General features: G+C 36.3%; 27 protein-coding genes. 19 read left to right on the forward strand and 8 right to left on the reverse strand.

Annotated elements, in window-relative coordinates; translation table 11 throughout:
* Positions 1-15: 15 nt before the first annotated feature.
* From ACUTSE_RS01775 to ACUTSE_RS01785, 3 genes are all read left to right on the forward strand, one after another.
* Positions 16-465, forward strand: coding sequence for a FixH family protein (locus ACUTSE_RS01775; RefSeq protein WP_002990292.1), 450 nt, complete (start codon positions 16-18; stop codon positions 463-465).
* A gap of 7 nt (positions 466-472) precedes the next feature.
* Positions 473-1,168: a sulfite exporter TauE/SafE family protein gene (locus ACUTSE_RS01780; protein ID WP_445639003.1), complete on the forward strand. Its 696-nt coding sequence runs from the start codon at positions 473-475 to the stop codon at positions 1,166-1,168.
* Between the two features lie 535 nt (positions 1,169-1,703).
* Entirely contained in the window at positions 1,704-2,102 is a 399-nt protein-coding gene (locus ACUTSE_RS01785; protein WP_006264885.1) for a hypothetical protein, read from the forward strand.
* 129 nt (positions 2,103-2,231) lie between these two features.
* Here ACUTSE_RS01785 and ACUTSE_RS01790 read toward each other — a convergent pair whose 3' ends face one another.
* Complete coding sequence (locus ACUTSE_RS01790) at positions 2,232-2,678, reverse strand: hypothetical protein (protein ID WP_445639004.1); 447 nt, start codon at positions 2,676-2,678, stop codon at positions 2,232-2,234.
* 268 nt (positions 2,679-2,946) lie between these two features.
* Here ACUTSE_RS01790 and ACUTSE_RS01795 point away from each other — a divergent pair, with 268 nt between their 5' ends.
* From ACUTSE_RS01795 to ACUTSE_RS01865, 15 genes are all read left to right on the forward strand, one after another.
* Entirely contained in the window at positions 2,947-3,936 is a 990-nt protein-coding gene (locus ACUTSE_RS01795) for a cytochrome-c peroxidase (protein WP_394358321.1), read from the forward strand.
* A 205-nt stretch (positions 3,937-4,141) separates the two neighbouring features.
* Positions 4,142-4,915 carry a 3'-5' exonuclease gene (locus ACUTSE_RS01800; protein WP_002990300.1) on the forward strand — a complete coding sequence of 258 codons (774 nt, stop codon included), beginning with the start codon at positions 4,142-4,144 and terminating at the stop codon, positions 4,913-4,915.
* Positions 4,916-4,930: 15 nt separating this feature from the next.
* Positions 4,931-5,542: a fumarylacetoacetate hydrolase family protein gene (locus tag ACUTSE_RS01805; RefSeq protein WP_445639005.1), complete on the forward strand. Its 612-nt coding sequence runs from the start codon at positions 4,931-4,933 to the stop codon at positions 5,540-5,542.
* Between the two features lie 39 nt (positions 5,543-5,581).
* Entirely contained in the window at positions 5,582-5,902 is a 321-nt protein-coding gene (locus ACUTSE_RS01810; RefSeq protein ID WP_230848058.1) for a hypothetical protein, read from the forward strand.
* Positions 5,899-7,143: a CinA family nicotinamide mononucleotide deamidase-related protein gene (locus ACUTSE_RS01815; protein WP_445639006.1), complete on the forward strand. Its 1,245-nt coding sequence runs from the start codon at positions 5,899-5,901 to the stop codon at positions 7,141-7,143. Before ACUTSE_RS01810 ends, ACUTSE_RS01815 begins: the two co-directional genes overlap by 4 nt.
* An 80-nt stretch (positions 7,144-7,223) precedes the next feature.
* On the forward strand, positions 7,224-7,460 hold the full coding sequence (gene rpmB, locus ACUTSE_RS01820) for a 50S ribosomal protein L28 (RefSeq protein ID WP_002990304.1): 237 nt from the start codon (positions 7,224-7,226) through the stop codon (positions 7,458-7,460).
* Positions 7,461-7,487: 27 nt separating this feature from the next.
* Positions 7,488-7,670 carry a 50S ribosomal protein L33 gene (rpmG, locus tag ACUTSE_RS01825; RefSeq protein WP_002990305.1) on the forward strand — a complete coding sequence of 61 codons (183 nt, stop codon included), beginning with the start codon at positions 7,488-7,490 and terminating at the stop codon, positions 7,668-7,670.
* Between the two features lie 7 nt (positions 7,671-7,677).
* Positions 7,678-7,830, forward strand: coding sequence for a DUF4295 domain-containing protein (locus ACUTSE_RS01830; protein WP_002990306.1), 153 nt, complete (start codon positions 7,678-7,680; stop codon positions 7,828-7,830).
* Positions 7,831-7,965: 135 nt separating this feature from the next.
* On the forward strand, positions 7,966-8,919 hold the full coding sequence (gene ftsY / locus ACUTSE_RS01835) for a signal recognition particle-docking protein FtsY (protein ID WP_002990307.1): 954 nt from the start codon (positions 7,966-7,968) through the stop codon (positions 8,917-8,919).
* An 8-nt stretch (positions 8,920-8,927) separates the two neighbouring features.
* The gene (locus ACUTSE_RS01840; RefSeq protein WP_445639007.1) at positions 8,928-9,362 is read left to right on the forward strand and encodes a hypothetical protein; all 435 of its coding nucleotides are present in this window, start codon (positions 8,928-8,930) and stop codon (positions 9,360-9,362) included.
* Positions 9,363-9,364: 2 nt separating this feature from the next.
* A complete protein-coding gene (locus ACUTSE_RS01845; RefSeq protein WP_002990309.1) occupies positions 9,365-9,694 on the forward strand; it encodes a DUF721 domain-containing protein in 330 nt (109 codons plus the stop codon).
* 116 nt (positions 9,695-9,810) lie between these two features.
* Entirely contained in the window at positions 9,811-10,245 is a 435-nt protein-coding gene (locus ACUTSE_RS01850; RefSeq protein ID WP_115092611.1) for an RrF2 family transcriptional regulator, read from the forward strand.
* Between the two features lie 71 nt (positions 10,246-10,316).
* Positions 10,317-12,563 (forward strand): nitric-oxide reductase large subunit, encoded by a 2,247-nt coding sequence (locus ACUTSE_RS01855; RefSeq protein WP_445639008.1) that lies wholly within the window; start codon positions 10,317-10,319, stop codon positions 12,561-12,563.
* On the forward strand, positions 12,553-13,266 hold the full coding sequence (gene ric / locus ACUTSE_RS01860; RefSeq protein ID WP_445639009.1) for an iron-sulfur cluster repair di-iron protein: 714 nt from the start codon (positions 12,553-12,555) through the stop codon (positions 13,264-13,266). Before ACUTSE_RS01855 ends, ric begins: the two co-directional genes overlap by 11 nt.
* 113 nt (positions 13,267-13,379) lie before the next feature.
* A complete protein-coding gene (locus tag ACUTSE_RS01865; RefSeq protein ID WP_002990313.1) occupies positions 13,380-13,835 on the forward strand; it encodes a CopD family protein in 456 nt (151 codons plus the stop codon).
* A gap of 4 nt (positions 13,836-13,839) precedes the next feature.
* On the opposite strand, the gene ACUTSE_RS01870 is transcribed toward ACUTSE_RS01865, so the two are convergent.
* Positions 13,840-14,211 carry a winged helix-turn-helix transcriptional regulator gene (locus tag ACUTSE_RS01870; RefSeq protein ID WP_002990314.1) on the reverse strand — a complete coding sequence of 124 codons (372 nt, stop codon included), beginning with the start codon at positions 14,209-14,211 and terminating at the stop codon, positions 13,840-13,842.
* Positions 14,212-14,350: 139 nt separating this feature from the next.
* Here ACUTSE_RS01870 and ACUTSE_RS01875 point away from each other — a divergent pair, with 139 nt between their 5' ends.
* Positions 14,351-15,493 carry an MFS transporter gene (locus ACUTSE_RS01875; RefSeq protein ID WP_445639010.1) on the forward strand — a complete coding sequence of 381 codons (1,143 nt, stop codon included), beginning with the start codon at positions 14,351-14,353 and terminating at the stop codon, positions 15,491-15,493.
* Positions 15,494-15,559: 66 nt separating this feature from the next.
* Here the strand turns inward: ACUTSE_RS01875 and ACUTSE_RS01880 are convergent, their stop codons facing one another.
* From ACUTSE_RS01880 to murB, 6 genes are all read right to left on the reverse strand, one after another.
* Positions 15,560-16,186, reverse strand: coding sequence for an SCO family protein (locus ACUTSE_RS01880; RefSeq protein WP_445639011.1), 627 nt, complete (start codon positions 16,184-16,186; stop codon positions 15,560-15,562).
* Positions 16,187-16,197: 11 nt separating this feature from the next.
* Positions 16,198-16,977, reverse strand: coding sequence for a formylglycine-generating enzyme family protein (locus tag ACUTSE_RS01885; RefSeq protein ID WP_445639012.1), 780 nt, complete (start codon positions 16,975-16,977; stop codon positions 16,198-16,200).
* Between the two features lies 1 nt (position 16,978).
* Complete coding sequence (nirK, locus tag ACUTSE_RS01890; RefSeq protein ID WP_445639013.1) at positions 16,979-18,451, reverse strand: copper-containing nitrite reductase; 1,473 nt, start codon at positions 18,449-18,451, stop codon at positions 16,979-16,981.
* A gap of 291 nt (positions 18,452-18,742) precedes the next feature.
* Positions 18,743-19,318 carry an RNA polymerase sigma factor gene (locus ACUTSE_RS01895; RefSeq protein WP_002990320.1) on the reverse strand — a complete coding sequence of 192 codons (576 nt, stop codon included), beginning with the start codon at positions 19,316-19,318 and terminating at the stop codon, positions 18,743-18,745.
* On the reverse strand, positions 19,315-20,421 hold the full coding sequence (locus ACUTSE_RS01900) for a glycosyltransferase (RefSeq protein WP_002990321.1): 1,107 nt from the start codon (positions 20,419-20,421) through the stop codon (positions 19,315-19,317). The genes ACUTSE_RS01895 and ACUTSE_RS01900 overlap by 4 nt, the downstream gene beginning before the upstream one ends.
* Positions 20,422-20,484: 63 nt before the next feature.
* The gene (gene murB, locus ACUTSE_RS01905) at positions 20,485-21,495 is read right to left on the reverse strand and encodes a UDP-N-acetylmuramate dehydrogenase (protein WP_002990322.1); all 1,011 of its coding nucleotides are present in this window, start codon (positions 21,493-21,495) and stop codon (positions 20,485-20,487) included.
* Positions 21,496-21,499: the final 4 nt, after the last annotated feature.

Below are 21,499 nucleotides of genomic sequence, written 5' to 3' on the forward strand. Positions count from 1 at the left end.
AAAAAATAGTTAGGTATGAAATTTAATTTTGGAACAGGAATCGTAATAGCTATAGGCTTATTTATGATATTCATTTTACAATATGTCATTCGCGTTCAAGTTGATGCGAAATACGATAATCAATTGGTAACGGAAAATTATTACCAGCAAGAAGTTGAGGTGGATTCACGTCGTGAGAGAGAAATGGAAGCACTAAAACTCGAAGAACAAGTTACAATATACAGTACAAGTGAAGGAATTAAATTTACGTTTCCTTCTAGCTTTGACTATAACAAAATACATGGAAAAATATTCCTATACAGACCGTCTAACCAGCAATTAGACTTTGATACTCTCATATCATTGTCTTCTTCCAATTTGCTCATACCTAACACAAATCTGGTAGACGGTCGTTGGGATATTGTGGTTGAATGGAACTATAATGATGTATCTTATCGAAATGTAAAACAACTAACGATAAAGTAGAAAAAATTTGATTTCGGCACTTATTTTTGGCTTAGTAAGTAGTCTGCATTGCATCGGTATGTGTGGACCCATTGCTTTAATGTTGCCAATTAGCCAACATAATCCAGTTTTAAAAATTAGGCAGATGTTCACCTATCACATAGGAAGAATAGCTGCCTATTCTTTATTAGGTGTTGTTTTTGGTTTGTTTGGTAAAGGTTTGTTTTTGGCAGGATTTCAACAACAGTTATCCATTGTTGTTGGGATTATCATGATTGTGTTGGCACTTGTTCCATCCAATCGAATTGGTAATTTCAACGTGTTGAAACCGCTGTATCGATTTGTAAACTGGATCAAATCTTCGCTGGGAAAACAGTTTAAAAAGAAGTCACCCAAAGCGTTATTTCTCATTGGTTTTTTTAATGGATTCTTACCTTGTGGAATGGTGTATGTTGCCCTATTTGGCGCTTTAGCAACCCAAGATGTAGTAATGGGAATGGCTTATATGGCCTTATTTGGGGTAGGAACAATTCCCTTGATGAGTTTGGTGATTTATTTTAAAAATTTGTTCTCTGATGGATTCAGAAGAGGGATAATGAAATACTATCCCGTTGTTATTGTGATTATTGGAATGTTATTCATTATAAGAGGTTTGGGGTTAAACATCCCTTATTTATCCCCAGATACCTTGAATTTATTCGTGCGAGGGGAGGCGATGTGTTAAATAAAACTTAATTATGTGACTTTTGCCTCAATCGCTTGTCTTAAGTATAGAACAACAGGAAATACGAAAGTTTATTAGCTATGAAAAAGAGTGTCAACTGTTGTTCAAATTGCTATAGAAAAAGTCAAAAAAAAGGAAAGCACATGCTTTCCTTTTTTTTATATATACTGGTTCGTTCGAATTCTTGTATGAATGGTGTAAGTGTTGGTTAACAAAGGAGCCTTTGGTAGGGTTTTATTTCTTTTTGAAGAGATAAAAATGAATACTATATGTTCATAAATTTCTATTTATAGGTGATTATCATAAAATTTTGAATTATTTGTTTGGTTTATTACTTTTTTTGGTGTTAATTTTTTAGTTTTATAATTGATTATTCATTCTATTTTTAGTGTATTTTTTATTATTTAATACAAAATATGGATAAATAAATGTTTGAATGGTATAATATTAATGGATTGCTAAAAATAAGAGGCTGTTTTTTAGCTTGCGTAATAATGCTTAAATTCACATAGGAAAAAATTAAAATTTGTTGTTTATGAAAGCAAAAGTACAGTATAACGATTTCAAAGGTACTGTAGCTGCAGACATATCAGATATGATTGCAGTTAACAAAGGAAATTACATCAGCAGTATTGGGGAGTACTTCGGTGTAGATCAGGAGCGTTTTAGAGTTGTAGGGGTATCACTACAAGGAATTCAAGATTTTGAATTAACGATGCTTTGTGTTGACAAAGAAAAAAGCACTCCATTCAAAGATCATTTAGTGAAAATGCAATTTGATCTTGATGCAGAAGGCCAAAAACAAATGTTAGGTTTGTTATTTAAAAGATTGAATGTCGTTCTTTTCGATTCAGGAGAAGAAGATTTTAACAGCGACAATTATGATGAGATTGTAAATTATGCAGATCATCACCAAAAAGAATATTTGGATTAATAAGTGAATTAATTGTATCAAATAAAAAGGTTCTTGTTTTACAAGAACCTTTTTTTATTTGTAGTAAATCCTTTGTCACATCCTGTTTCGTTCAGTAAGCAAAGGAACTTTTGTTTTTTTTAGTTGAGATTAGTAATTGTCTTTACGCCAGATAGCTACGTCCGCTAGAATTTTATCTGTATCAGAATGAACGCTTTCTAAGTAATTTTCTGTATATAGGGTGTAAGTAACTTTATCTAAACGCAATTTTACTTTTGCGTTATTGATTACTTTCACTGAAATCTGTCTTGATGAATCAACAAATAATTGGTGACGCTTCGAGGTTTGATCTTCTTCTAAAGTTAGAAAAATCGGTGCTTGTACTCCATTTAGCTTCATGTCTTGCTGATAAACTAACGTTGCTTTACCGTCTTTGTAAGTAAAGTAGTAGTTCTTAAACATAAACGTTTTTGCAGTAAATACTTTTGTTTTGCTTTTATCTAAAGTGTAAGGCGAAGAAACTATAGTTTCAGTAGTTTGACAGCTCTGTACAAGAGGCGCCAAGGCTAATAGGGTAAGAAGAAATAGTTTTTTCATAAGCTTATTGGTGTAATTCTATAAGACCAAAATAGTATAATAATTCAATAAAACAAAATAATTTTTAAATAATATTAGTTTTTAAGCTGTTTTTAGTCCGAAAGTAAAGGTGTTTTAATCGGAAAAGGTGATGAATTGGTAAAAACTGCTTTTTAACTAGAAGTGATATATATCAGCCTTTATCAAAAAAATGAGGCGTAATTTAATACTACAAATTAAAGTAGTGTGAATTATGAGTAAAAAAGTTATTTTATTTGCTGTTTTATCAATGATTATCGGCTGTAAAAAGGATAAATCAAATGCGTTTGAATTTGTTCAAAAAGGTAATTCTGAATTGTTTACGCAAGCGCAAACGTTTTTTCAGCCCATTTCATCGGTAGAAGTACCTGCCTTAGATTCTGCAAAAGTAGCCTTAGGGAAGCATTTGTATTTTGATACCCGTTTATCCAAAGAGGGCAATATCAGCTGCAATTCTTGCCATAACTTGAATACATACGGAGTAGATAATCTTGCTTTTTCTCCTGGGGATGATGGTTCTTTAGGTGGACGTAATTCTCCAACCGTTTTTCACGCAGCACTTCATAGCATGCAATTTTGGGATGGTCGTGCGAAAGATGTAGAAGAACAAGCAGGAGGACCGATTTTAAATCCAGTAGAACACAATATTAAAGATGAAAAGGAATTAGAAGAACGCTTGCGTAAAGTGGACTTATACAAAGAAATGTTTGCCGCAGTATATCAAACGGATCAACAACCGATCACCTTTAAAAATATAACCAATGCTATCGGTGCTTTTGAGCGTACATTGATGCCTGCAAGCCGATTTGATGCCTATTTAGAAGGAGATCGTGATGCCTTAACAGCACAAGAGCAAAAAGGACTAGAAGCATTTATGACAGTGGGTTGTACCACTTGTCACAGCGGTGTGGCTTTAGGTGGTCAAATGTTTCAAAAGTTCGGACTTTATGGTGATTATTGGGTAGAAACAAAATCAGATAAAGTGGACAAAGGATTGGCCGATTTAAGTAAAAAAGAAACTGAAAATTATTTCTTTAAAGTGCCTGGGTTGAGAAATATCGCCCATACAGGACCTTATTTCCACGATGGATCGGTACAAGATTTGAAAGAAGCAGTTCGCATTATGGCGAGTTTACAAACGAATATTACCTTGACGCAAGAACAAATAGAGGATATCACTGTGTTTTTAGGTAGTTTGTCTAGTGATATCCCAGAGGAGGTGAAAAAATCACCGTTTTAGGTAGTAGTGCACGTTTCGTGTTTTGGTTAAAGTAGGTTGCAAAAGCTGTTCTATTCTGGAACAGCTTTTGCTTTTTTAGGCGTTTTTAGCCTCTTTATCTGCGCGTTAGGTTATTCTCATATAAGGAAACTAAAACTAAACCCTTGGATTTGTATTGGCTAAACTTTTACATTTGTTATATTTGTAGATAAATAAACCAAGAAATATGGAGTTGAAATTACATAGACCTATTTGTTTTTTTGATTTAGAAACAACGGGAGTAGATGTTGCAAGGGATAGAATTGTAGAAATAGCTATTTTGAAAGTCTTTCCTAATGGAAATAAAGAAAGTAAAACCTGGTTGGTCAATCCAGAACGACCAATTCCAGAAGCATCTTCTAAAATCCATGGAATTACGGATGAGAAAGTAGCAAATGAACCTACATTCAAAGAATTAGCACCCTTGGTTTATCAGATGATTAAAGATTCAGATCTAGCTGGATTTAATTCCGATCGATTTGATATTCCTTTACTAGCGGAAGAACTACTACGTGCGGGCGTGGATTTTGATTTAGGTAATCGCGTGACAGTAGATATTCAAACCATATTCCACAAAAAAGAAGAACGCACTCTAAGTGCTGCATATAAATTTTACTGCAACGAAAGCTTGGAAAATGCACATTCAGCAGCAGCAGATACAAATGCAACCTATGAAATCTTAAAAGCACAATTGGATCGTTATGACGATTTAGAAAATGATATGCGTGCGTTGTCTGAATTTACAACAAGAAAGAAAAGCGTTGATTTTGCTGGCTTTATTGCTTTGAATGAAGACGGTCAGGAGGTTTTTACTTTTGGAAAACACAAAGGAGTCTTAGTAGACGAAGTGCTTGAAAATGAACCAGGATATTATGGATGGATTCAAAATGCAGATTTTCCACTGTATACCAAAAAGGTTTTAACTGCTCTTAAGTTGAGAAAACTCAATAATAAACTATAATTAAAGAAAAGGAAGATGAAAATTATCTGTGTAGGAAGAAATTATGTCGAGCATATCGCAGAATTAAACAACGAAAGACCAGATGAACCCGTACTGTTTATTAAGCCAGATTCAGCGCTGTTAGCGAAAGATTTTCCGTTTGTTATTCCAGATTTTTCTCAAGATATTCATTACGAAGCTGAAGTAGTGGTGAAAATTACGAAAGTAGGGAAGTACATTGAGCCTAAATTTGCGCATAAATACTATGATGAAGTTTCGCTTGGAATTGACTTTACTGCTCGTGATATTCAAACGAAATTAAAAGAAAAAGGACTACCTTGGGAAAAAGCAAAAGCTTTTGATAATTCTGCTGTGGTAGGAACTTTTATTGCTAAAACGGAATTTGAATCTCTGGTGGATTTACCCTTTTCGTTTCAACAAAATGGACAAGTTGTACAGCAAGCAACTACGGCACAAATGATTTGGAACATCGATGAATTAATCGCAGAAGTGTCTAAGTATTTTATGCTGAAAAAAGGAGATTTGATTTTTACAGGTACGCCTGCCGGTGTGGGCAAAGTAAATCCTGGAGATATATTAGAAGGATTTTTAGTAGATAGGAAAGTTTTTCATTTAACTGTAAAATAATTAGTTATGGCCCTTTTTTATGATGTAAGATCGCTATACATGAAGCATAATAACGCAGAGGAACTCGTTGCGGAAGAGCTTGTTTTCTATGTAGAACAAATGACAAAGCGATTAGAAAAGATGAAAAAGCACATAGATGCGAAAAACTATGAAAAGCTTCAAAAACATGTGAAAGTGCTGCAACCTATGGTAGAAACACTGGGAATGGATCAAGCATTTGAAGAATTCAACAGTATTCAGGAATGGATCGAGCAAAAAGGGAAGACTAAAGAGATTAAAGAAGTGTATAAATTACTGCGCAAACACATTCGTTCAGCAGTAAAAGAGATTAAAAAAGACTATCATATCGTGGTGCAATGAGAGCAAGTATCATAACCATTGGCGATGAAATATTGATTGGGCAAATCATCGATACAAATTCTAATTATTTAGCCAATTATTTGGATAAGCTGGGATTTGAAATTGTTGAAATGCTGTCAATTGCTGATTCGGAAGAAGCAATCAAAGAAGCGATGAACAGACAGTTGAATCGCGTCGATGTTGTGGTGATTACCGGAGGACTTGGTCCAACGAAAGACGATTTGACGAAACAGGTTTTTTGCGACTTTTTCGACGATGTTTTAGTTGAAAATGAAGTTGTATTTGCCCATGTTAAAGCGTTGATAGAAGACTATTTTAAGCGCCCTATATCGGAGCTGAACCGCAAGCAAGCCTTAGTGCCATCAAAGGCTACAGTCCTATTTAATGCATTGGGAACTGCACCTGGGATGATGCTACAACGCGATCAAACCTATTTCATTTCATTGCCAGGCGTGCCTTTTGAAATGAAAGGGATTGTGGAGAAAGAATTAACTCCGTTGTTAAAAGAGCGATTTACCTTGCGATTTAACGTACACAAAACAATTGTCGTTTACGGTATTGGAGAGAGTTTATTAGCCGAATATCTTTCGGAATGGGAAGATAATCTACCTGCAGCGATACAATTGGCTTATTTGCCAAGTAGAGGAAGAGTACGGCTGCGTTTATCTTCTACAGGAACGGACAAATTGGCGATTGAACAATTGCTAAACGAACAGATTGAAATGATCCCTTCGTTAGTGAAAGAAAACATTCGCGCTTATGAAGATTTAAGTCGCTCGGATGTAGTGATTGAAAAATTAAAAGCAGAAGGGCTGACCATTGCTTGTGCAGAGAGTTGTACAGGTGGACGTTTAGCCGTGTTATTTAGTGAAAAAGAAGGCGCTTCGGCGTTTTTTAAAGGCGGTATGGTAACGTATGCTACAACGTCTAAAATAGATGTATTAGGCGTTAAAAAAGAAACGATAGAAACGCATAGTGTCGTAAGTGAGCAAGTTGCTTGCGAAATGGCTGAACAAGCCCGCCAAAAGTTTCAGTCGGATATTGCTGTTGCTACCACAGGAAATGCTGGGCCTTCGAAAGGGGATTCTGCAGCAGCTGTAGGTACTGTATACGTAGGAATTGCCTCTGAAAAAGGCACCTACGCCGTAAAGTATGAATTAGGTCAACCTAGAGAACAAGTGATTGAACGTACAATTAGTAGGGCTTTAGAGTTGGTTTATAAGGAAATATTAAAAAAATAGTCAAAACATTTTGTTTAATAAATTTCTTTTTCTTTACTTTGCACCCTGATTTTGAATATTGAAATAAAAGATTAGATATAATGTCAAGAGTTTGTGAAATTACCGGAAAGAGAGCGATGGTTGGAAACAACGTCTCTCACGCGATGAATAAAACTAAAAGAAAGTTTTCTGTAAACTTAATTAAAAAACGTTTTTACATTGCTGAAGAAGACAGATGGGTAACATTAAAATTGTCTACCACTGCATTAAAAACAATTAATAAGAAAGGTATTACTGCTGTTTTGAAAGAAGCAAGAGTAAAAGGATTAGTAAAATAATTCGGACCATAAAAAACAAGGAAAACGATGGCAAAGAAAGGTAATAGAATCCAAGTAATCTTAGAGTGTACTGAACATAAAGCATCTGGTTTACCAGGTACTTCAAGATATATCACAACTAAGAACAAGAAAAACACACCTGATAGATTGGAAATTAAAAAATTCAACCCTATCATGAAAAAAGTAACAATTCATAAAGAAATTAAATAATTAAGTCATGGCAAAGAAAACCGTAGCTACTTTAAGAACATCTTCTAAGAAGTTGACTAAAGCAATTAAAATGGTTAGATCTCCAAAGACAGGTGCTTACACATTTGTTGAGTCTGTTATGGCTCCTGATTTTGTAGATGAATTCTTGAGTAAAAAGTAATTTACCATTAAATATCTTGAAAAAAAGCTGCCTGATACAGGTAGCTTTTTTCATTTTTATATAGTTTAGTTATAGCAACTGCTATAAGATGATATACTTTTATTCTTTATATTTGTACAAACTAATAGGAACGTTATGAGTTTTTTTAAAAGAATATTTTCTTCAGAAAAAAAGGAAACTTTAGATAAGGGATTAGAGAAATCTAAAACGTCTTTCTTCTCTAAATTAACCAAAGCAGTAGCTGGGAAATCTAAGGTAGACGACGATGTTTTAGATAATCTAGAAGAGGTATTAGTTACTTCTGATGTTGGAGTAAATACAACATTAAAGATTATTGAGCGCATTGAAGCAAGAGTTACCCGTGATAAATACGTTGGAACAGAGGAATTAAATCAAATCTTAAGAGAAGAAATCGCAAGTTTGTTGTCTGAAACGGCTTTGGGTGAATCGACAGAATTTGAAATTCCAAAAGATAAAAAACCATATGTTATTATGGTTGTTGGAGTAAATGGTGCTGGAAAGACGACGACCATCGGAAAATTAGCTTATCAATTTAAAAAAGCGGGATTGAATGTGGTTTTAGGTGCAGCAGATACGTTTAGAGCAGCTGCTATTGACCAATTACAAGTTTGGGCTGATCGCGTAGGTGTGCCTATCGTTCGCCAACAAATGGGAAGTGATCCTGCATCGGTAGCATTTGATACGTTACAATCAGCTGTAACGCAAGGAGCCGATGTTGTAATTATTGATACAGCAGGACGTTTACACAATAAAGTGAATTTAATGAATGAGCTTTCTAAAGTGAAACGCGTAATGCAAAAAGTAATTCCAGATGCCCCTCATGATGTAATGTTGGTTTTAGATGGTTCTACTGGACAAAATGCGTTTGAGCAAGCAAAACAGTTTACCGCTGCAACAGAAGTTACTTCATTAGCTGTTACTAAATTAGACGGTACAGCAAAAGGAGGAGTGGTGATTGGTATTTCAGACGAATTTAGAATCCCTGTTCGCTACATTGGAGTAGGGGAAGGAATTGAAGATTTACAAGTGTTCAACAAATACGAATTCGTCGATTCGTTTTTTAAATAAAATAAAGGATGCGCAGTTTACACGTTTTTTTTAGCTTATGCCTTATTGTCGTTTTACAAGCTTGTCAATCTAAAGCAGATACTGAAGCAGTAAAACAACACATCTCAGGTTATTGGGAAATTGAAAAAGCTCAACTACCAGATGGGACAGAAAAAGATTATACCATTAACTCGACCATTGATTATTTTGAATGGAAAGAAGATCAAACAGGGGTTCGCTTTAAAGTTGTTCCTCAATTTAATGGAGAGTATTTGACCAACGATATGCCAGAAGCATTTGTAATGCAAGAGAAAGACGGTGCAGTTTGGTTGCAGTACAAGACTGATTTTGCTACGTGGGAAGAACGCGTAATCAAAGTGAGTGAGGAAAAGATGGTGATGGAAAACGAAAACAAAATCAAGTATTTTTATAAAAGAGCACATCCGATTCAAATTAAAGAATAACCGTGAATAAAAACAATCCTTATAACCGCAATAAAATTAGTCCTCGTGTTCGAGAAGGCAAGGGGATATCTGAATTGTTACAGCTGTTTAGAACAGAGAACAACTTGGATCAAGGATTGAATGAGTTTGACGTATACGAAGCTTGGAAAGCAGTACTAGGGCCTGGTATTATTTCATACACCCAAGATGTGGCTTTTAAACGTGGAACGTTGTATGTCAAATTATCGTCTTCTATTGTTCGGGATGAATTGAGTTACGGAAAAGATAAAATTGTGAAGATGTTAAACGAAGAATTAAAACGAGAGCTTATCACAGCTATCGTTTTGAGATAAAAATAACAAAGCGACAAAGATGAAAATTTCTTGTCGCTTTTTTTAAATTTAAATAAAAGACTTTTTTGTCTTCTATTAGAAAAAATAGTTTATCTTTGTAGAGTAAAATTGAAGGTATGTTTTCAAAAGCTTGTGAATACGCGATTCGTTCGGTTGTTTTTATTGCAGTATCATCACTGGAAGAAACGCGTGTAGGGTTTAAAGAAATTGCAAAAGAAATAGATGCTCCAGAAGCATTTGTTGCTAAGATTTTACAGAAGTTAGTCAAAGGCGGGATCATTGAATCAATCAAAGGAGCAGGAGGGGGATTTGAAATACCCGTGCAGGAACTGGAGCATATTAAACTGTGTGAAGTCGTCAATGTTATAGATGGTGATTCGATTTATAAAGGCTGTGGATTAGGCTTAGCACAATGTTCCGAGACGCATCCTTGCCCGGTGCACTTTAAATTCAAATCGATTCGCAATGAACTAAAGCAAATGTTAGAAACAACGTCCTTGAAAGAGTTAGCCAATGGTACCAAGTCTGGTGATACTTTTTTAAAGATATAAGTGTAGGAGGGAACGGGATTCCCTTTTTTTAGAATTAGATAAAGGATAAAAAAGTCTTCTATTTTAATGGTATGAATATAAGTCAAAGAAAATTATGGATAGCCTTTACGGTAGTAATGGTATTCTCCTTCGGGGTACTCGGTTATTTTGGTATAGAAATTTATCAAGAAGCACCTCCGGTGCCTACAGAAGTTAGAACGAATGACGGACAAGTAGTGCTTGTTGCAAGTGATATTAAAGATGGCCAGAATGTTTGGCAAAGTATTGGAGGGCAAGAAGTAGGTTCTATTTGGGGACATGGAGCTTACGTTGCCCCTGATTGGACCGCCGATTATTTGCATAGAGAAGCGCTGTTTTTGTTGGATTATTATGCACAAGAGGAATACGGCAAAACATACGAAGCAGCAAGCAAAGAGGAACAGGCATTCTTGCAAGCGCGTTTACAAGGGATGATTCGCTCGAATACCTATGATAAAGCAACAGGTGTTTTAACGATTACGCCAGAAAGAAATCAAGCGCGTTTATATCTTGAAGAGTACTATAGCAAGTTATTTACCGATGATCCTGCTTTTGATCAGTTGCGCAAAGATTATGCAATTCCCAATAATTCCATTAAAGATGTCGCTCGAATGAAGCAGATGAATGCTTTCTTCTTTTGGGCAACATGGGCAACAGTAACGAATAGACCTGATAGCGAGGTAAGTTATACGCATAACTGGCCCGCAGATGATCTAGTGGGAAATAAAGCGACAACGCCTTTATTAGCTTGGTCAGGGGTGAGTATTATTCTGCTGATTTTCGCTGTAGGTGTTCTGGTGTACTATCACGTAGCCTCAAAGAGAGAAGAGGAAGAATTAGTCCCTGTAGATGATCCTGTTTCTAATGGGGTAACCACAAAGAGTATGACGAGACTCAAAAAGTATTTTTGGGTAGTCAGTTTGCTGATGTTACTTCAAGTGGGATTGGGAATTATCACGGCACACTATGGGGTAGAAGGACAAGGTTTGTATGGTATTCCTTTGGATCAAATACTGCCTTATTCTGTTACGCGAACGTGGCATACGCAATTGGCTATTTTTTGGATTGCAACCGCTTGGTTGGGTACAGGATTATATATTGCACCAGCTGTAGGAGGAAAAGATCCCAAGTACCAAGTGTTTGGTGTAGACTTTTTATTTGTTGCCTTGCTGATTATTGTGCTAGGGTCTATGATAGGACAGTGGTTTGGTATCATGCAAAAGTTAGATCTCGTACAAAACTTCTGGTTTGGACATCAAGGATACGAATATGTTGATTTAGGGCGTTTTTGGCAACTCTTTTTGTTTGTGGGGCTCTTCTTATGGCTAGCGCTTATGATTAGACCTTTAATCCCTGTTTTAAGAGCGAAAGGGAGTCAACGCAACCTCATTGTACTGTTTCTTATTTCTTGTGGCGCAATTGCCTTGTTTTACGGTGCAGGATTAATGTGGGGGAGACAAACGAACCTAGCAATAGCAGAATACTGGAGATGGTGGGTCGTACATCTATGGGTAGAAGGATTCTTTGAAGTATTTGCAACAGTTGTATTGGCTTTCTTATTTGTGCGAATGGGCTTGATTAAAACCAAAACAGCAACAAATGGGGCTCTGTTTTCTACGATTATCTTTATGTCAGGAGGAATTATTGGAACGTTTCACCACTTGTATTTCTCCGGAACACCAACGGCAGTGATGGCATTAGGAGCAACATTCAGTGCATTGGAAGTAGTGCCATTAACACTCATTGGATATGAGGCGTATGAAAATTATAAAATCTCAACGCATAAGGGATGGTTACAAGATTATAAATGGCCTGTTTACTTTATGGTAGCCGTAGCGTTTTGGAATTTCTTGGGCGCAGGAGTGTTCGGATTTATTATAAACCCACCAATAGCACTGTACTATGTTCAAGGATTAAATACAACGCCACTACATGGACATACGGCTTTATTTGGCGTGTATGGTATGTTGGGAATCGGATTGATGTTATTTGTCTTACGCAGTATGTACAGAGAAGTACAATGGAATGATAAATTATTGAAAATAGGCTTTTGGGGACTGAATTTAGGTTTATTACTCATGGCGTTATTAAGTCTGTTGCCTATCGGTATATGGCAGGCAATCGAAAGTATTCAACACGGCATGTGGTATGCACGTTCAAGTGAGTTAATGCAATTACCTGCGATGAATACCTTAAAATGGTTAAGAACAATTGGAGATGTAATATTCACTATAGGGATTTTTGCAATCGTCCTATTCATATTTAAATTAACATTAAAAAAAAGCAAGCATGAAAAATAGAACAATAGGCTCATTTGTAGCAGAAGATTTTAGAACAGCAGCAATCTTCAATAAATATGGAATTGATTTTTGCTGTAAAGGTGGACGTACTCTAGATGAAGTATGTGAGAAAAAAGCAGTAGATGCGGAAGAATTGATGGGTGAATTAGAACGTCTATTAAGTCAACAAGCGGAAAATAATATTGATTTTAGACATTGGCCGTTAGATTTATTAGCGGATTACATTGAAAAAACACATCACCGTTATGTAGAAGAAAAGATTCCTGTGCTCTTACAGTTTTTAAATAAGCTAAGCAAAGTTCACGGAGAGAGACATCCAGAACTTTATGAAATCAATGAGTTGTTTATTGGCTGTGCACAAGAGCTAAGTCAACATTTGAAAAAAGAAGAATTGGTATTATTTCCTTTTGTGCGCAAAATGGTATCAGCAACGATTACGGGACAACCGATTGAAGCTCCTCATTTTGGGACTGTTGAGAATCCAGTAGCGATGATGATGCATGAACACGATGGGGAAGGCGAACGATTCCGAAAAATTGCAGCTTTGTCCGATAACTATACTCCTCCAGCAGATGCTTGTAATACTTACAAGGTAACGTATGCCATGTTGAAAGAGTTTGAAGAAGACTTACACAAACACATTCATTTAGAAAATAATATTCTGTTTCCTAGTGCAATTGTATTAGAACATAAAATGAACTAACAAATAAATGAAATGGCAGCAGAAGTGTCTCCCTAAAACGAGGCACTTCTTGTTTTAAAAATAAAATATTCTCCTTATTTTAGTAGGAACAGTTTAGTTGTAAAGCATACATTATGAGTGAAATCCATCTTTTATTAATTCTCCATTTGCTCGGCGCTACCATTTGGGTAGGTGGACATATTTTGTTGTGTGTTATTATATTACCTCAAGTTTGGAAGGAACAAGCCGTGGAGAAACTATTTGCTTTTGAAAGTAGATATGAATGGATAGGTATGCCTGCCTTATTGGTGATGTTGATTACAGGTGTGCGTATGGCGTACCTTTACAATGTAAAAATAGCAAATTGGTTTGCTTTTGAAACCCCAATTGAACGCGTTATATCACTTAAATTAAGCCTGTTAATTGGTATTGTTATACTTGCATTAAGCGCCCAGTTTTACGTATTGCCTCGTTTGAAAACGGATATTAAAAAATTGCCGCTAATGGCCTTTCATATGATTACGGTAACCCTGATTAGTTTAGCTATGTTAATCTTGGGGAGTTTTGTGCGATACGGTGGGATTGCATAATCACTTATTTTGTTTCTTCTTGAAACGCTCGATGCTTTGCGCCCCATTGTTCTAAAGCTGGCCATATCGGAAGTAAATCTTGTGCAATAGAAGTCAAGGTGTATTCTACACGCGGTGGGACTTCAGCAAATACTTGTCGATGAATGAGTTGATCCGTTTCTAATTCTTTTAATTGAAGCGTAAGCATGCGATCCGTGATCCCGTGAACTTTTTCTTTTAATTCGCTAAAGCGCAATACTTCATATTCCGCTAGTGTGAATAAAATCATCATTTTCCAACGTCCGCCTATTTTACAAATCGTATAGATCGCATCACAATTCGTGGTGATGAAATCTCGATTGATACTATTGGTTGAATTTTCTTTTCTCTTTGCCATGACTTACAAAATTGTTAGTTACTCACATTAGAGGACGGACTAGTTTCCGAATCCTTCTCGTTTTATTTTTGTCCAAAATCAATACAAGGCAACTACGGATGAATTGCGTTGTCTGTACAAAAGTATAACGATTATTTTTATGAAAAAATATGCTTATGTAGGTGCTCTAGGTTTATGGAGCATTATTACAACTGAATTTGGTGTAATTGGTGTATTACCGCAAATTGCATCTCATTATCAAATCTCAATTGATCAAGCGAGTTGGTTATTGAGTGGTTTTGCTTTAGTTATCGCCTTGTTTGGGCCTTTTATGACTATTCTTACCGCTCGTATGGATAAAAAGAAAATAATGCTGTTCGCTATAGCACTATTTGCCGGTACTAGTTTCTTTTCTATTTTTCTACCTTCTTTTGGAATTTTAATGCTATTGCGGATGATTCCTGCTTTGCTTCAGCCAGTATACATAGCCAATGCATTAGCTGTAGCGGTAAATACTAGTCCAAAAGAAGAAGCAAGTAATCGAATGAGTATCGTTTTTAGTGGAATCACCATTGCCTCTTTTACGACAATACCTTTAGCGACCTATTGGACAAATGTAGTGGGGTTACAAGCCATTTTTACGATCCAAACGATAATCAGTACCCTTGCATTTGTTGCCATCTATTTCGTATTACCTGCTGTTGCTGGAGAGGATAACAAGATTACTGTCGGAACATTAAGCGTTTTGAAACAAGCTTCCTTTCTGCGTAGTGCCCTTGTAAACTTATTTATTATTGCAATGTGGTTTAGTGTATATAGTTATTTTGCTGATTACCTCAACAAAGAAAAAGGAATGTCGGGAGTAGAGGTAAGTAGTATGATTTTACTTTTCGGTGTAGTGGGAGTAGTAGCCATGTACTTGGGCGGTAAAATGCTAACCAAAGGTGTTGTTTTTAGTAATGCCTTTTATGTACTAGGTGCTGCTTGTATAGCTGTATTGCTTTATGCATCAGGGAGTAATCTATTGCTTACAACTGGTTTAGTCGTTATTTGGAGTTTGTTCTATACGCCTGTTTTTCTTCAGGTTACTGCTTTTTTACAACGTACAACGGCAATCCCTTTTGAATTAGGGAGTAGCCTTGCTACTTCTTTGGGAAATCTTGGTATTGCGCTGGGAACTTTTGTAGGAGGAAAAGTGATAGCAAATTATGGGTTGCATTATGTACCCTTAGTTATGCTTGGATTTGCAGGAATAAGCTTGATTTTTATTTTGTTGGTCTTTAGGAAAAACAAGTTACAATAGAAATACTGCTCTTGCTATATCAGTAGCAATGTAGAGCAGTATATTCTCGAATTAATAATTAACATCTTATGGAATTAAAGCAATTTGCTTTTCAATTTCTTTAATCGTCGGTTCATAATCAATACCAAGACCTTCTTGTTGATAATCGAGTTCGCCTTTTGTATTAAATACACTGATAATATTAGAATGAGAAAAATCAATAGGTGATATTTTCTTGTAGTTGACCGCTAATGTAGCTGCAAATTCTCGGGTATTATCTTCTGAAGAACGCAGGAAAAGCCATTGATTGCCGTCCATTTTATTCTCTTTGGCAAAAGCCTTTAATCGCTCTGGCGTGTCCACTTCGGGGTCAATACTCACCAAAACATATTTTACTTTCTCTTTGTTTTTGCCAGTCACTTTGTCTTCAATATGTCGCATATCTGCTACCAATCGAGGACAAGCGGCTTTGCAAGAGGTGTAAATCATCACCATAACCAAGACATTTCCTTGAAGTTCTTTGAGTTCAATCGTTTTCCCTTCCTGAGTGGTCCAGGTAGAGGGAAGATTGTAAATCGATAAATCAGAGATCTCCTCGGTTGTGGTATTTGTTGTTGTCATAGTAGCCGAATCCTGTTCCGCTGTGTTTGTTTTTTTACAGTTGTAAAACAATACCGTGATACAAGTAAGTAAAAAGAGGGAAAACTTTTTCATAAGTATATTTTTTAAAGGTCTTTCGCACATCTAAAACCTAAGTTTTTAGTCGTAAAATTAGCTCGTAAGCTTCCTCTAAAACCATAGCGCATAAAGGCCGCATAATCCATTAAATCCGAAGCATTGATAGAGGCACTACCACAAAATAGATTCTCGTCATTGCCTTTGTCTTTTCGACTTTCTCCAGATAAGAAAATAGAGTTGTAATCAAATACCCATTCCCAAATTAAACCGTGCATATCGTAAACGCCCCAGTAGTTTTTTTGTGTACTTCCAACCGGGTTGAGGTAGGTTTTTGGCGTTTCATACCACGCTAAGATATATTGGTTATAGGCTTCTTTTTCTCGCGCATCGAGCTGTTGTGCATCCGCCATAGCTACATATTCCCATTCATCCAAAGTTGGAAGTCGTTTTCCTTGGCATTCACAGTATTTTTTAGCTGCAAACCAAGAGATATTCGTTACAGGGGCTTGCGGGTTTAAGTCCCCAAAATCCAAATCGCCCTTCCAATGTGATAAATAACTCTTTGAAGCAAATAAGGCTTTGATTTGGGAGCGTTGATAAGTAGGATGCTGCTTTAAGAAAGCCAAATACTGTGCATTTGTCACCGCAAATTGATCCAATTGAAAAGAACCAACCCGTACATTGCCTTCTTCCGTACTGCCATAGAGTGGAACAAACACACCGCTGCGAATGGTTTGCATCGGTGTTGCTTGTTGAGCATCTGCCAATTGGACGGACAAGATGCTCAACAAACAAAGTAAAAAATGAAGGGGATGAGAAATCATCATATTATCTATTTTTTTGAACCATTTGAGGGGTTACAACCGTTTTATTATTTCCCCAACTATTGTACACATAAGTCAATACATCCGCGATTTCTTGATCACTTAGATTTTGACTCGTCATGATGGAGTTGTATTTAATTTTATTTACTGTAATTTCTCCTTCTAAACCGTTAATCACTGTTTTTATCGCTCGGCTGACATCTGCATTTAAGTAATCAGATTTAGCAAGAGGAGGGAAGATTCCTTCAATTCCTTGACCTTCTGATTGGTGACAAGCAAAACACGTTCTTGTAAATACGTTTTTTCCATCTGTCATTTGTTGCGCCAGTGTTTTATTTTCAATCGGGGCTTTCTTATTTGTATCAGCTGGCATGGTTTGGATCGTTCCTCCTTCAGGTAAATATATACCTTCTTTGATCTTACCAGCAAAAACTTTTTCGTTTTCGTCTCCTTCAACTTTTAGCATCCCCAAGGCCCCTTTGTTAAAGGCTCTAAAGATGGAGTGATCGACTAAGACAAAAGTACCTGGAGTATTCACCTTAAACTCTACGATGGCAGCACCTCCTGCTGGAATAAGGGTGGTCTGTACATTTTCATTAATTAAATCCCCACCTTCTACATGTACGCGATCAAAAATCTCTCCAATGACGTGGAAAGAACTAACTAAGTTAGGACCACCATTTCCGACAAACAAACGTACAGTTTCACCTACTTTAGCTGTGATGGCGTTGTCATTAACCAATCCATTAACATGGCCATTGAATACAACATAATCAGGTTGTTCTTTGACAGCTTTATTCATATCAAAAGGCTGAAGTCCTTTTTCTCCATAATTACCTTTGGTGTAAAAATCCCCTTGCATGATGTAGTATTCTCTATCAACTGGAGCAAGACCACCTTCCGGTTCTACGAGGATAAGTCCATACATTCCATTGGCAATATGCATACCTACTGGAGCTGTCGCGCAATGATAAACATAAAGACCAGGATGGAGTGTTTTAAATGAAAATGTTACCTCGTGCCCAGGAGCTACCAAAGAAGAAGCTGCCCCACCACCAGGACCTGTTACTGCATGTAAATCGATGTTGTGCGGTAGTTTGTTGTCTGGGTGATTTTTAAGTGTAAATTCAACTTCATCTCCCACACGGGTACGGATAAAACTACCCGGTACTGTACCGCCAAACGTCCAATACATGTATTTTACGCCATCGACCATTTCACCTTCTTGTTCCAGAATTTCTAAATTGACATTTAGTTTAGTCGCCGCTCTTTTTCCTACGGGTTTAGGTACAAGAGGAGGAGCAGTTAATTCAGCCTCTCTTTCTCCATGTGCAACTAAGCGTTCTGCCCAATCAGCATCCATAACAATGTTCTTTGATTCCTTTTGAGAGCATCCTCCCAAACCTAGTAGACCTAAAGTCAATACAATCGCTCCAAGTCCTCTTTTTAAATTCCGTGATTTTGTATCCATAATCATCACTTTGTTAGTTCATTTTAGTCTATCAAATATAAAGGACATTTTTGTCTTCTATGTTGATATTTATCAGGTTTTGGGAAAGGCTTTTTTTAGGAAAGGCTTTTTTTGCTTTTGTGTGTGTTTGCTTTTTGTTTGAATAACCGATGCGATACTTCCTTCGTCAGTATGACATACTGTGTGTATAGTAAGGTGTGGATAGATAGGATTGCAAAAAAACTTCACATAAAAAAGCGAATTTCTCGAAAAAGCAAAGAAGCAAAAAAGCAAAAAAGCGCCTTCTCAAAAAAGCACTTAAATCGAAAAGTTTTGATCGATTTGTTTCAGGATAATTTCAGCCAATAACTTTTTCGCACGCATAATTTTGATTTTTACATTATTCAGCGGTTCGTTGAGAATACTGGCGATTTCATTATAGGAAAGTTCTTGGAAAAACCTCAACTCAATAACTTCTTGGTAATGAGGTTTTAAAAGACGAATATAGTTTTTGAAAATTTCTAAATTCTGTTCGCGAATTAATTCATCTTCAATGGTTTCAGAGTCATCAATAATATTGTTGTATTGTTGTTCCTCATCCGTAATGTCCACGAAATGTAGGTTTCTTCTTTTGCGAATTAAGTCGATATGCGTATTTTTCGCAATCGTTAATAACCACGTATTAAAAGCAAATTTATTGTCATAGGACTCAATGCTACTAAAGGCTTTCGAGAAAGTTTCAATGGTAATATCTTCAGCATCCGTTTCATTTCCGGTCTGTTTGAGGATGAAATGGTACACTTCCGACCAATATTGATTTAATAGCGAAGTAAAAGCAGTTTGATCTCCTTTTTTAGCAGCTTCTATTGTGTGACTTGTTGCGCTTGTTTTCAAATTTTCTTACGTGTGATAAAGTGTTTAAACGCAAAATAATGACCCGATAGTATGTGAGTAAACTCAAAAAACGGAATGAACCACACCAAGTCTTTTTCATTGAAATTCTTCAAAAGTTTTGCAAAGTAGAAGATACTGATAAAATATCGGAAAACAAATACCCCCACTACAATTTCCCACTGATATAAATGGAGGAGTAGGAAAGTCAATAGAATATAAAATACCAAAACACTAAAATGGTAGAATCTCAATTTTAGCTGATTGAAAAGCCCGATTCGCTTAAAAAGTAAGTCGTTTTTTCGTTGCAGTTGAAAAGCAGATTTCCAAGAAGCCTGTTGGTGTAAGGTATTCATACTTTCAGGGGCAAGGGTAATCGCTGTATTTGATTTTGTTCCAATCTGTCTAATAAACTCTTGCTCTTCCCCTTGACTGATTTTCATCTCTTTGATGAAACCATTCACTTGATAGAATAGCGTTTTCTTGTAGGCTTGATTCAAGCTATTACCGTATAACGGTTTGCCTAATTCTGTCCAAATGAAGTTGTGAAGGGTATGAAGAAACAATTGGAATCTTTCGTATTTATTGCTGAGGCTTTTTTTCTTTTTCGCCAGTGAGGTATGGGCAATAACAACTTGTTTTTTCGTTGTGAAAAGGGCTGTCATGCTGGCAATCCAATGCGGTGAATCCGGAAGCGCTTTCGGTTCTGTGAATAAAAGATAGTCATAAGACGTGGTCTTAATTCCTAACGTTAAAGCGTATTTCTTATTTCCCCAAAAGGCTTCATTATTCTCTACATTGACCAATTTAGCAAAACGATGTTGGGCAACAAATTGTTCTAAAATAGGTAAACTCTCATCTTCGGAAGCATTGTTTACAAGGATAAGTTCATACGATGAATACTCCTGTAAAAGCATGGCTTCAAGGAACTGAGGTAGTTCGGCCTCATTATCTTTGATATACACCACCACCGAAACAGGCAGTTGCTGTTCGTTGGCTTTGCTCTTTAATGAGCTATTAAAGGCGATATTGCTGTATAAAACAACATAATAAAGCGCGTGAAATAATAGAATACCAATCAGTATGTAAAATAAGATGGTTAGCATGGTGTATGAACTATATTAAGCAAGAGGCAAAGGTATCAATAATCGCTTTTTTGTGCAATATATCTAAAAGATATTCACTTCAGCTTCTAGGTGAATATTAAAAATCTTAAAAACCTCATGCTGAATGGTTTCGGATAATTTTTTTAACTCGATGCCTTGTGCATGACCATAGTTAACTAAAACTAAAGCTTGTTTACTATGTACACCAGCATCGCCAATTCGATAGCCTTTGTATCCGCTTGTTTCAATTAACCAACCTGCTGGGATTTTAATGTGATCCTCGTCAATAACATACGAAGGCAGGGTTGGATACTTTTTTACTAGAATATCAAATAACGCTTTGGATACAATCGGGTTTTTGAAAAAACTACCGCTATTGCCTAATTCTGCTGGATTAGGTAATTTACTACTGCGAATAGCAATGACAGCTTGACTAATGTCTTGAATTGTTGGAGATGTGATGCCCATTTGCTCTAACTCTCCCTTAATTGCACCGTAATTGGTGTGTAAAACGTGATTTTTCTTGCTTAATCGATAAACCACAGATAGGATAATGTATTGATCTTTCGCCGCTTTTTTGAAGATACTTTCTCTATAGTCAAATTGACAATCAGCATTGGTGAATTCTTCAATTTCCAAGGTTTGAATGTGTAAAGCTTTGCAGCTTACCATGGTATCTTTAATCTCAACGCCATAAGCACCAATGTTTTGAACAGGTGTTGTGCCGACATGCCCAGGAATTAAAGATAGATTTTCTAATCCTCCATAATCTCTTGCAAGCGTCCATTGCACAAAATCATGCCATACTTCACTCGCCTGAGCTTCTACCCAAACAAAATCTTCCTCTTCCTTTATAACTTCAATCCCTTTGATATTTAACTTGATTACCAGTTGTTCAACATCATGCGTCAATAACATATTGCTTCCTCCACTTAACACAAAATAGGGCTCTTGAGGAAAGGATTGAATCAGGTGTTTCAGTTCGGTAATCGAATTGACTTGTGTAAAGCGTTTCGCTTGAACATCAATGCCAAAGGTATTGTAAGGTTTTAAAGAAATATTTTCTTGAATCATAGCG

This window comes from Myroides sp. TSA_177.3, from assembly GCF_052691955.1.

Coding starts and splice junctions, on each gene's coding strand:
- ACUTSE_RS01775 (WP_002990292.1), top strand. CDS start 16: ATGAAATTTAATTTTGGAACAGGAATCGTAATAGCTATAGGCTTATTT.
- ACUTSE_RS01785 (WP_006264885.1), top strand. CDS start 1,704: ATGAAAGCAAAAGTACAGTATAACGATTTCAAAGGTACTGTAGCTGCA.
- ACUTSE_RS01790 (WP_445639004.1), bottom strand. CDS start 2,678: ATGAAAAAACTATTTCTTCTTACCCTATTAGCCTTGGCGCCTCTTGTA.
- ACUTSE_RS01795 (WP_394358321.1), top strand. CDS start 2,947: ATGATTATCGGCTGTAAAAAGGATAAATCAAATGCGTTTGAATTTGTT.
- ACUTSE_RS01800 (WP_002990300.1), top strand. CDS start 4,142: ATGGAGTTGAAATTACATAGACCTATTTGTTTTTTTGATTTAGAAACA.
- ACUTSE_RS01805 (WP_445639005.1), top strand. CDS start 4,931: ATGAAAATTATCTGTGTAGGAAGAAATTATGTCGAGCATATCGCAGAA.
- ACUTSE_RS01810 (WP_230848058.1), top strand. CDS start 5,582: ATGAAGCATAATAACGCAGAGGAACTCGTTGCGGAAGAGCTTGTTTTC.
- ACUTSE_RS01815 (WP_445639006.1), top strand. CDS start 5,899: ATGAGAGCAAGTATCATAACCATTGGCGATGAAATATTGATTGGGCAA.
- rpmB (WP_002990304.1), top strand. CDS start 7,224: ATGTCAAGAGTTTGTGAAATTACCGGAAAGAGAGCGATGGTTGGAAAC.
- rpmG (WP_002990305.1), top strand. CDS start 7,488: ATGGCAAAGAAAGGTAATAGAATCCAAGTAATCTTAGAGTGTACTGAA.
- ACUTSE_RS01830 (WP_002990306.1), top strand. CDS start 7,678: ATGGCAAAGAAAACCGTAGCTACTTTAAGAACATCTTCTAAGAAGTTG.
- ftsY (WP_002990307.1), top strand. CDS start 7,966: ATGAGTTTTTTTAAAAGAATATTTTCTTCAGAAAAAAAGGAAACTTTA.
- ACUTSE_RS01840 (WP_445639007.1), top strand. CDS start 8,928: ATGCGCAGTTTACACGTTTTTTTTAGCTTATGCCTTATTGTCGTTTTA.
- ACUTSE_RS01850 (WP_115092611.1), top strand. CDS start 9,811: ATGTTTTCAAAAGCTTGTGAATACGCGATTCGTTCGGTTGTTTTTATT.
- ACUTSE_RS01855 (WP_445639008.1), top strand. CDS start 10,317: ATGAATATAAGTCAAAGAAAATTATGGATAGCCTTTACGGTAGTAATG.
- ric (WP_445639009.1), top strand. CDS start 12,553: ATGAAAAATAGAACAATAGGCTCATTTGTAGCAGAAGATTTTAGAACA.
- ACUTSE_RS01865 (WP_002990313.1), top strand. CDS start 13,380: ATGAGTGAAATCCATCTTTTATTAATTCTCCATTTGCTCGGCGCTACC.
- ACUTSE_RS01870 (WP_002990314.1), bottom strand. CDS start 14,211: ATGGCAAAGAGAAAAGAAAATTCAACCAATAGTATCAATCGAGATTTC.
- ACUTSE_RS01875 (WP_445639010.1), top strand. CDS start 14,351: ATGAAAAAATATGCTTATGTAGGTGCTCTAGGTTTATGGAGCATTATT.
- ACUTSE_RS01880 (WP_445639011.1), bottom strand. CDS start 16,186: ATGAAAAAGTTTTCCCTCTTTTTACTTACTTGTATCACGGTATTGTTT.
- ACUTSE_RS01885 (WP_445639012.1), bottom strand. CDS start 16,977: ATGATGATTTCTCATCCCCTTCATTTTTTACTTTGTTTGTTGAGCATC.
- nirK (WP_445639013.1), bottom strand. CDS start 18,451: ATGATTATGGATACAAAATCACGGAATTTAAAAAGAGGACTTGGAGCG.
- ACUTSE_RS01900 (WP_002990321.1), bottom strand. CDS start 20,421: ATGCTAACCATCTTATTTTACATACTGATTGGTATTCTATTATTTCAC.
- murB (WP_002990322.1), bottom strand. CDS start 21,495: ATGATTCAAGAAAATATTTCTTTAAAACCTTACAATACCTTTGGCATT.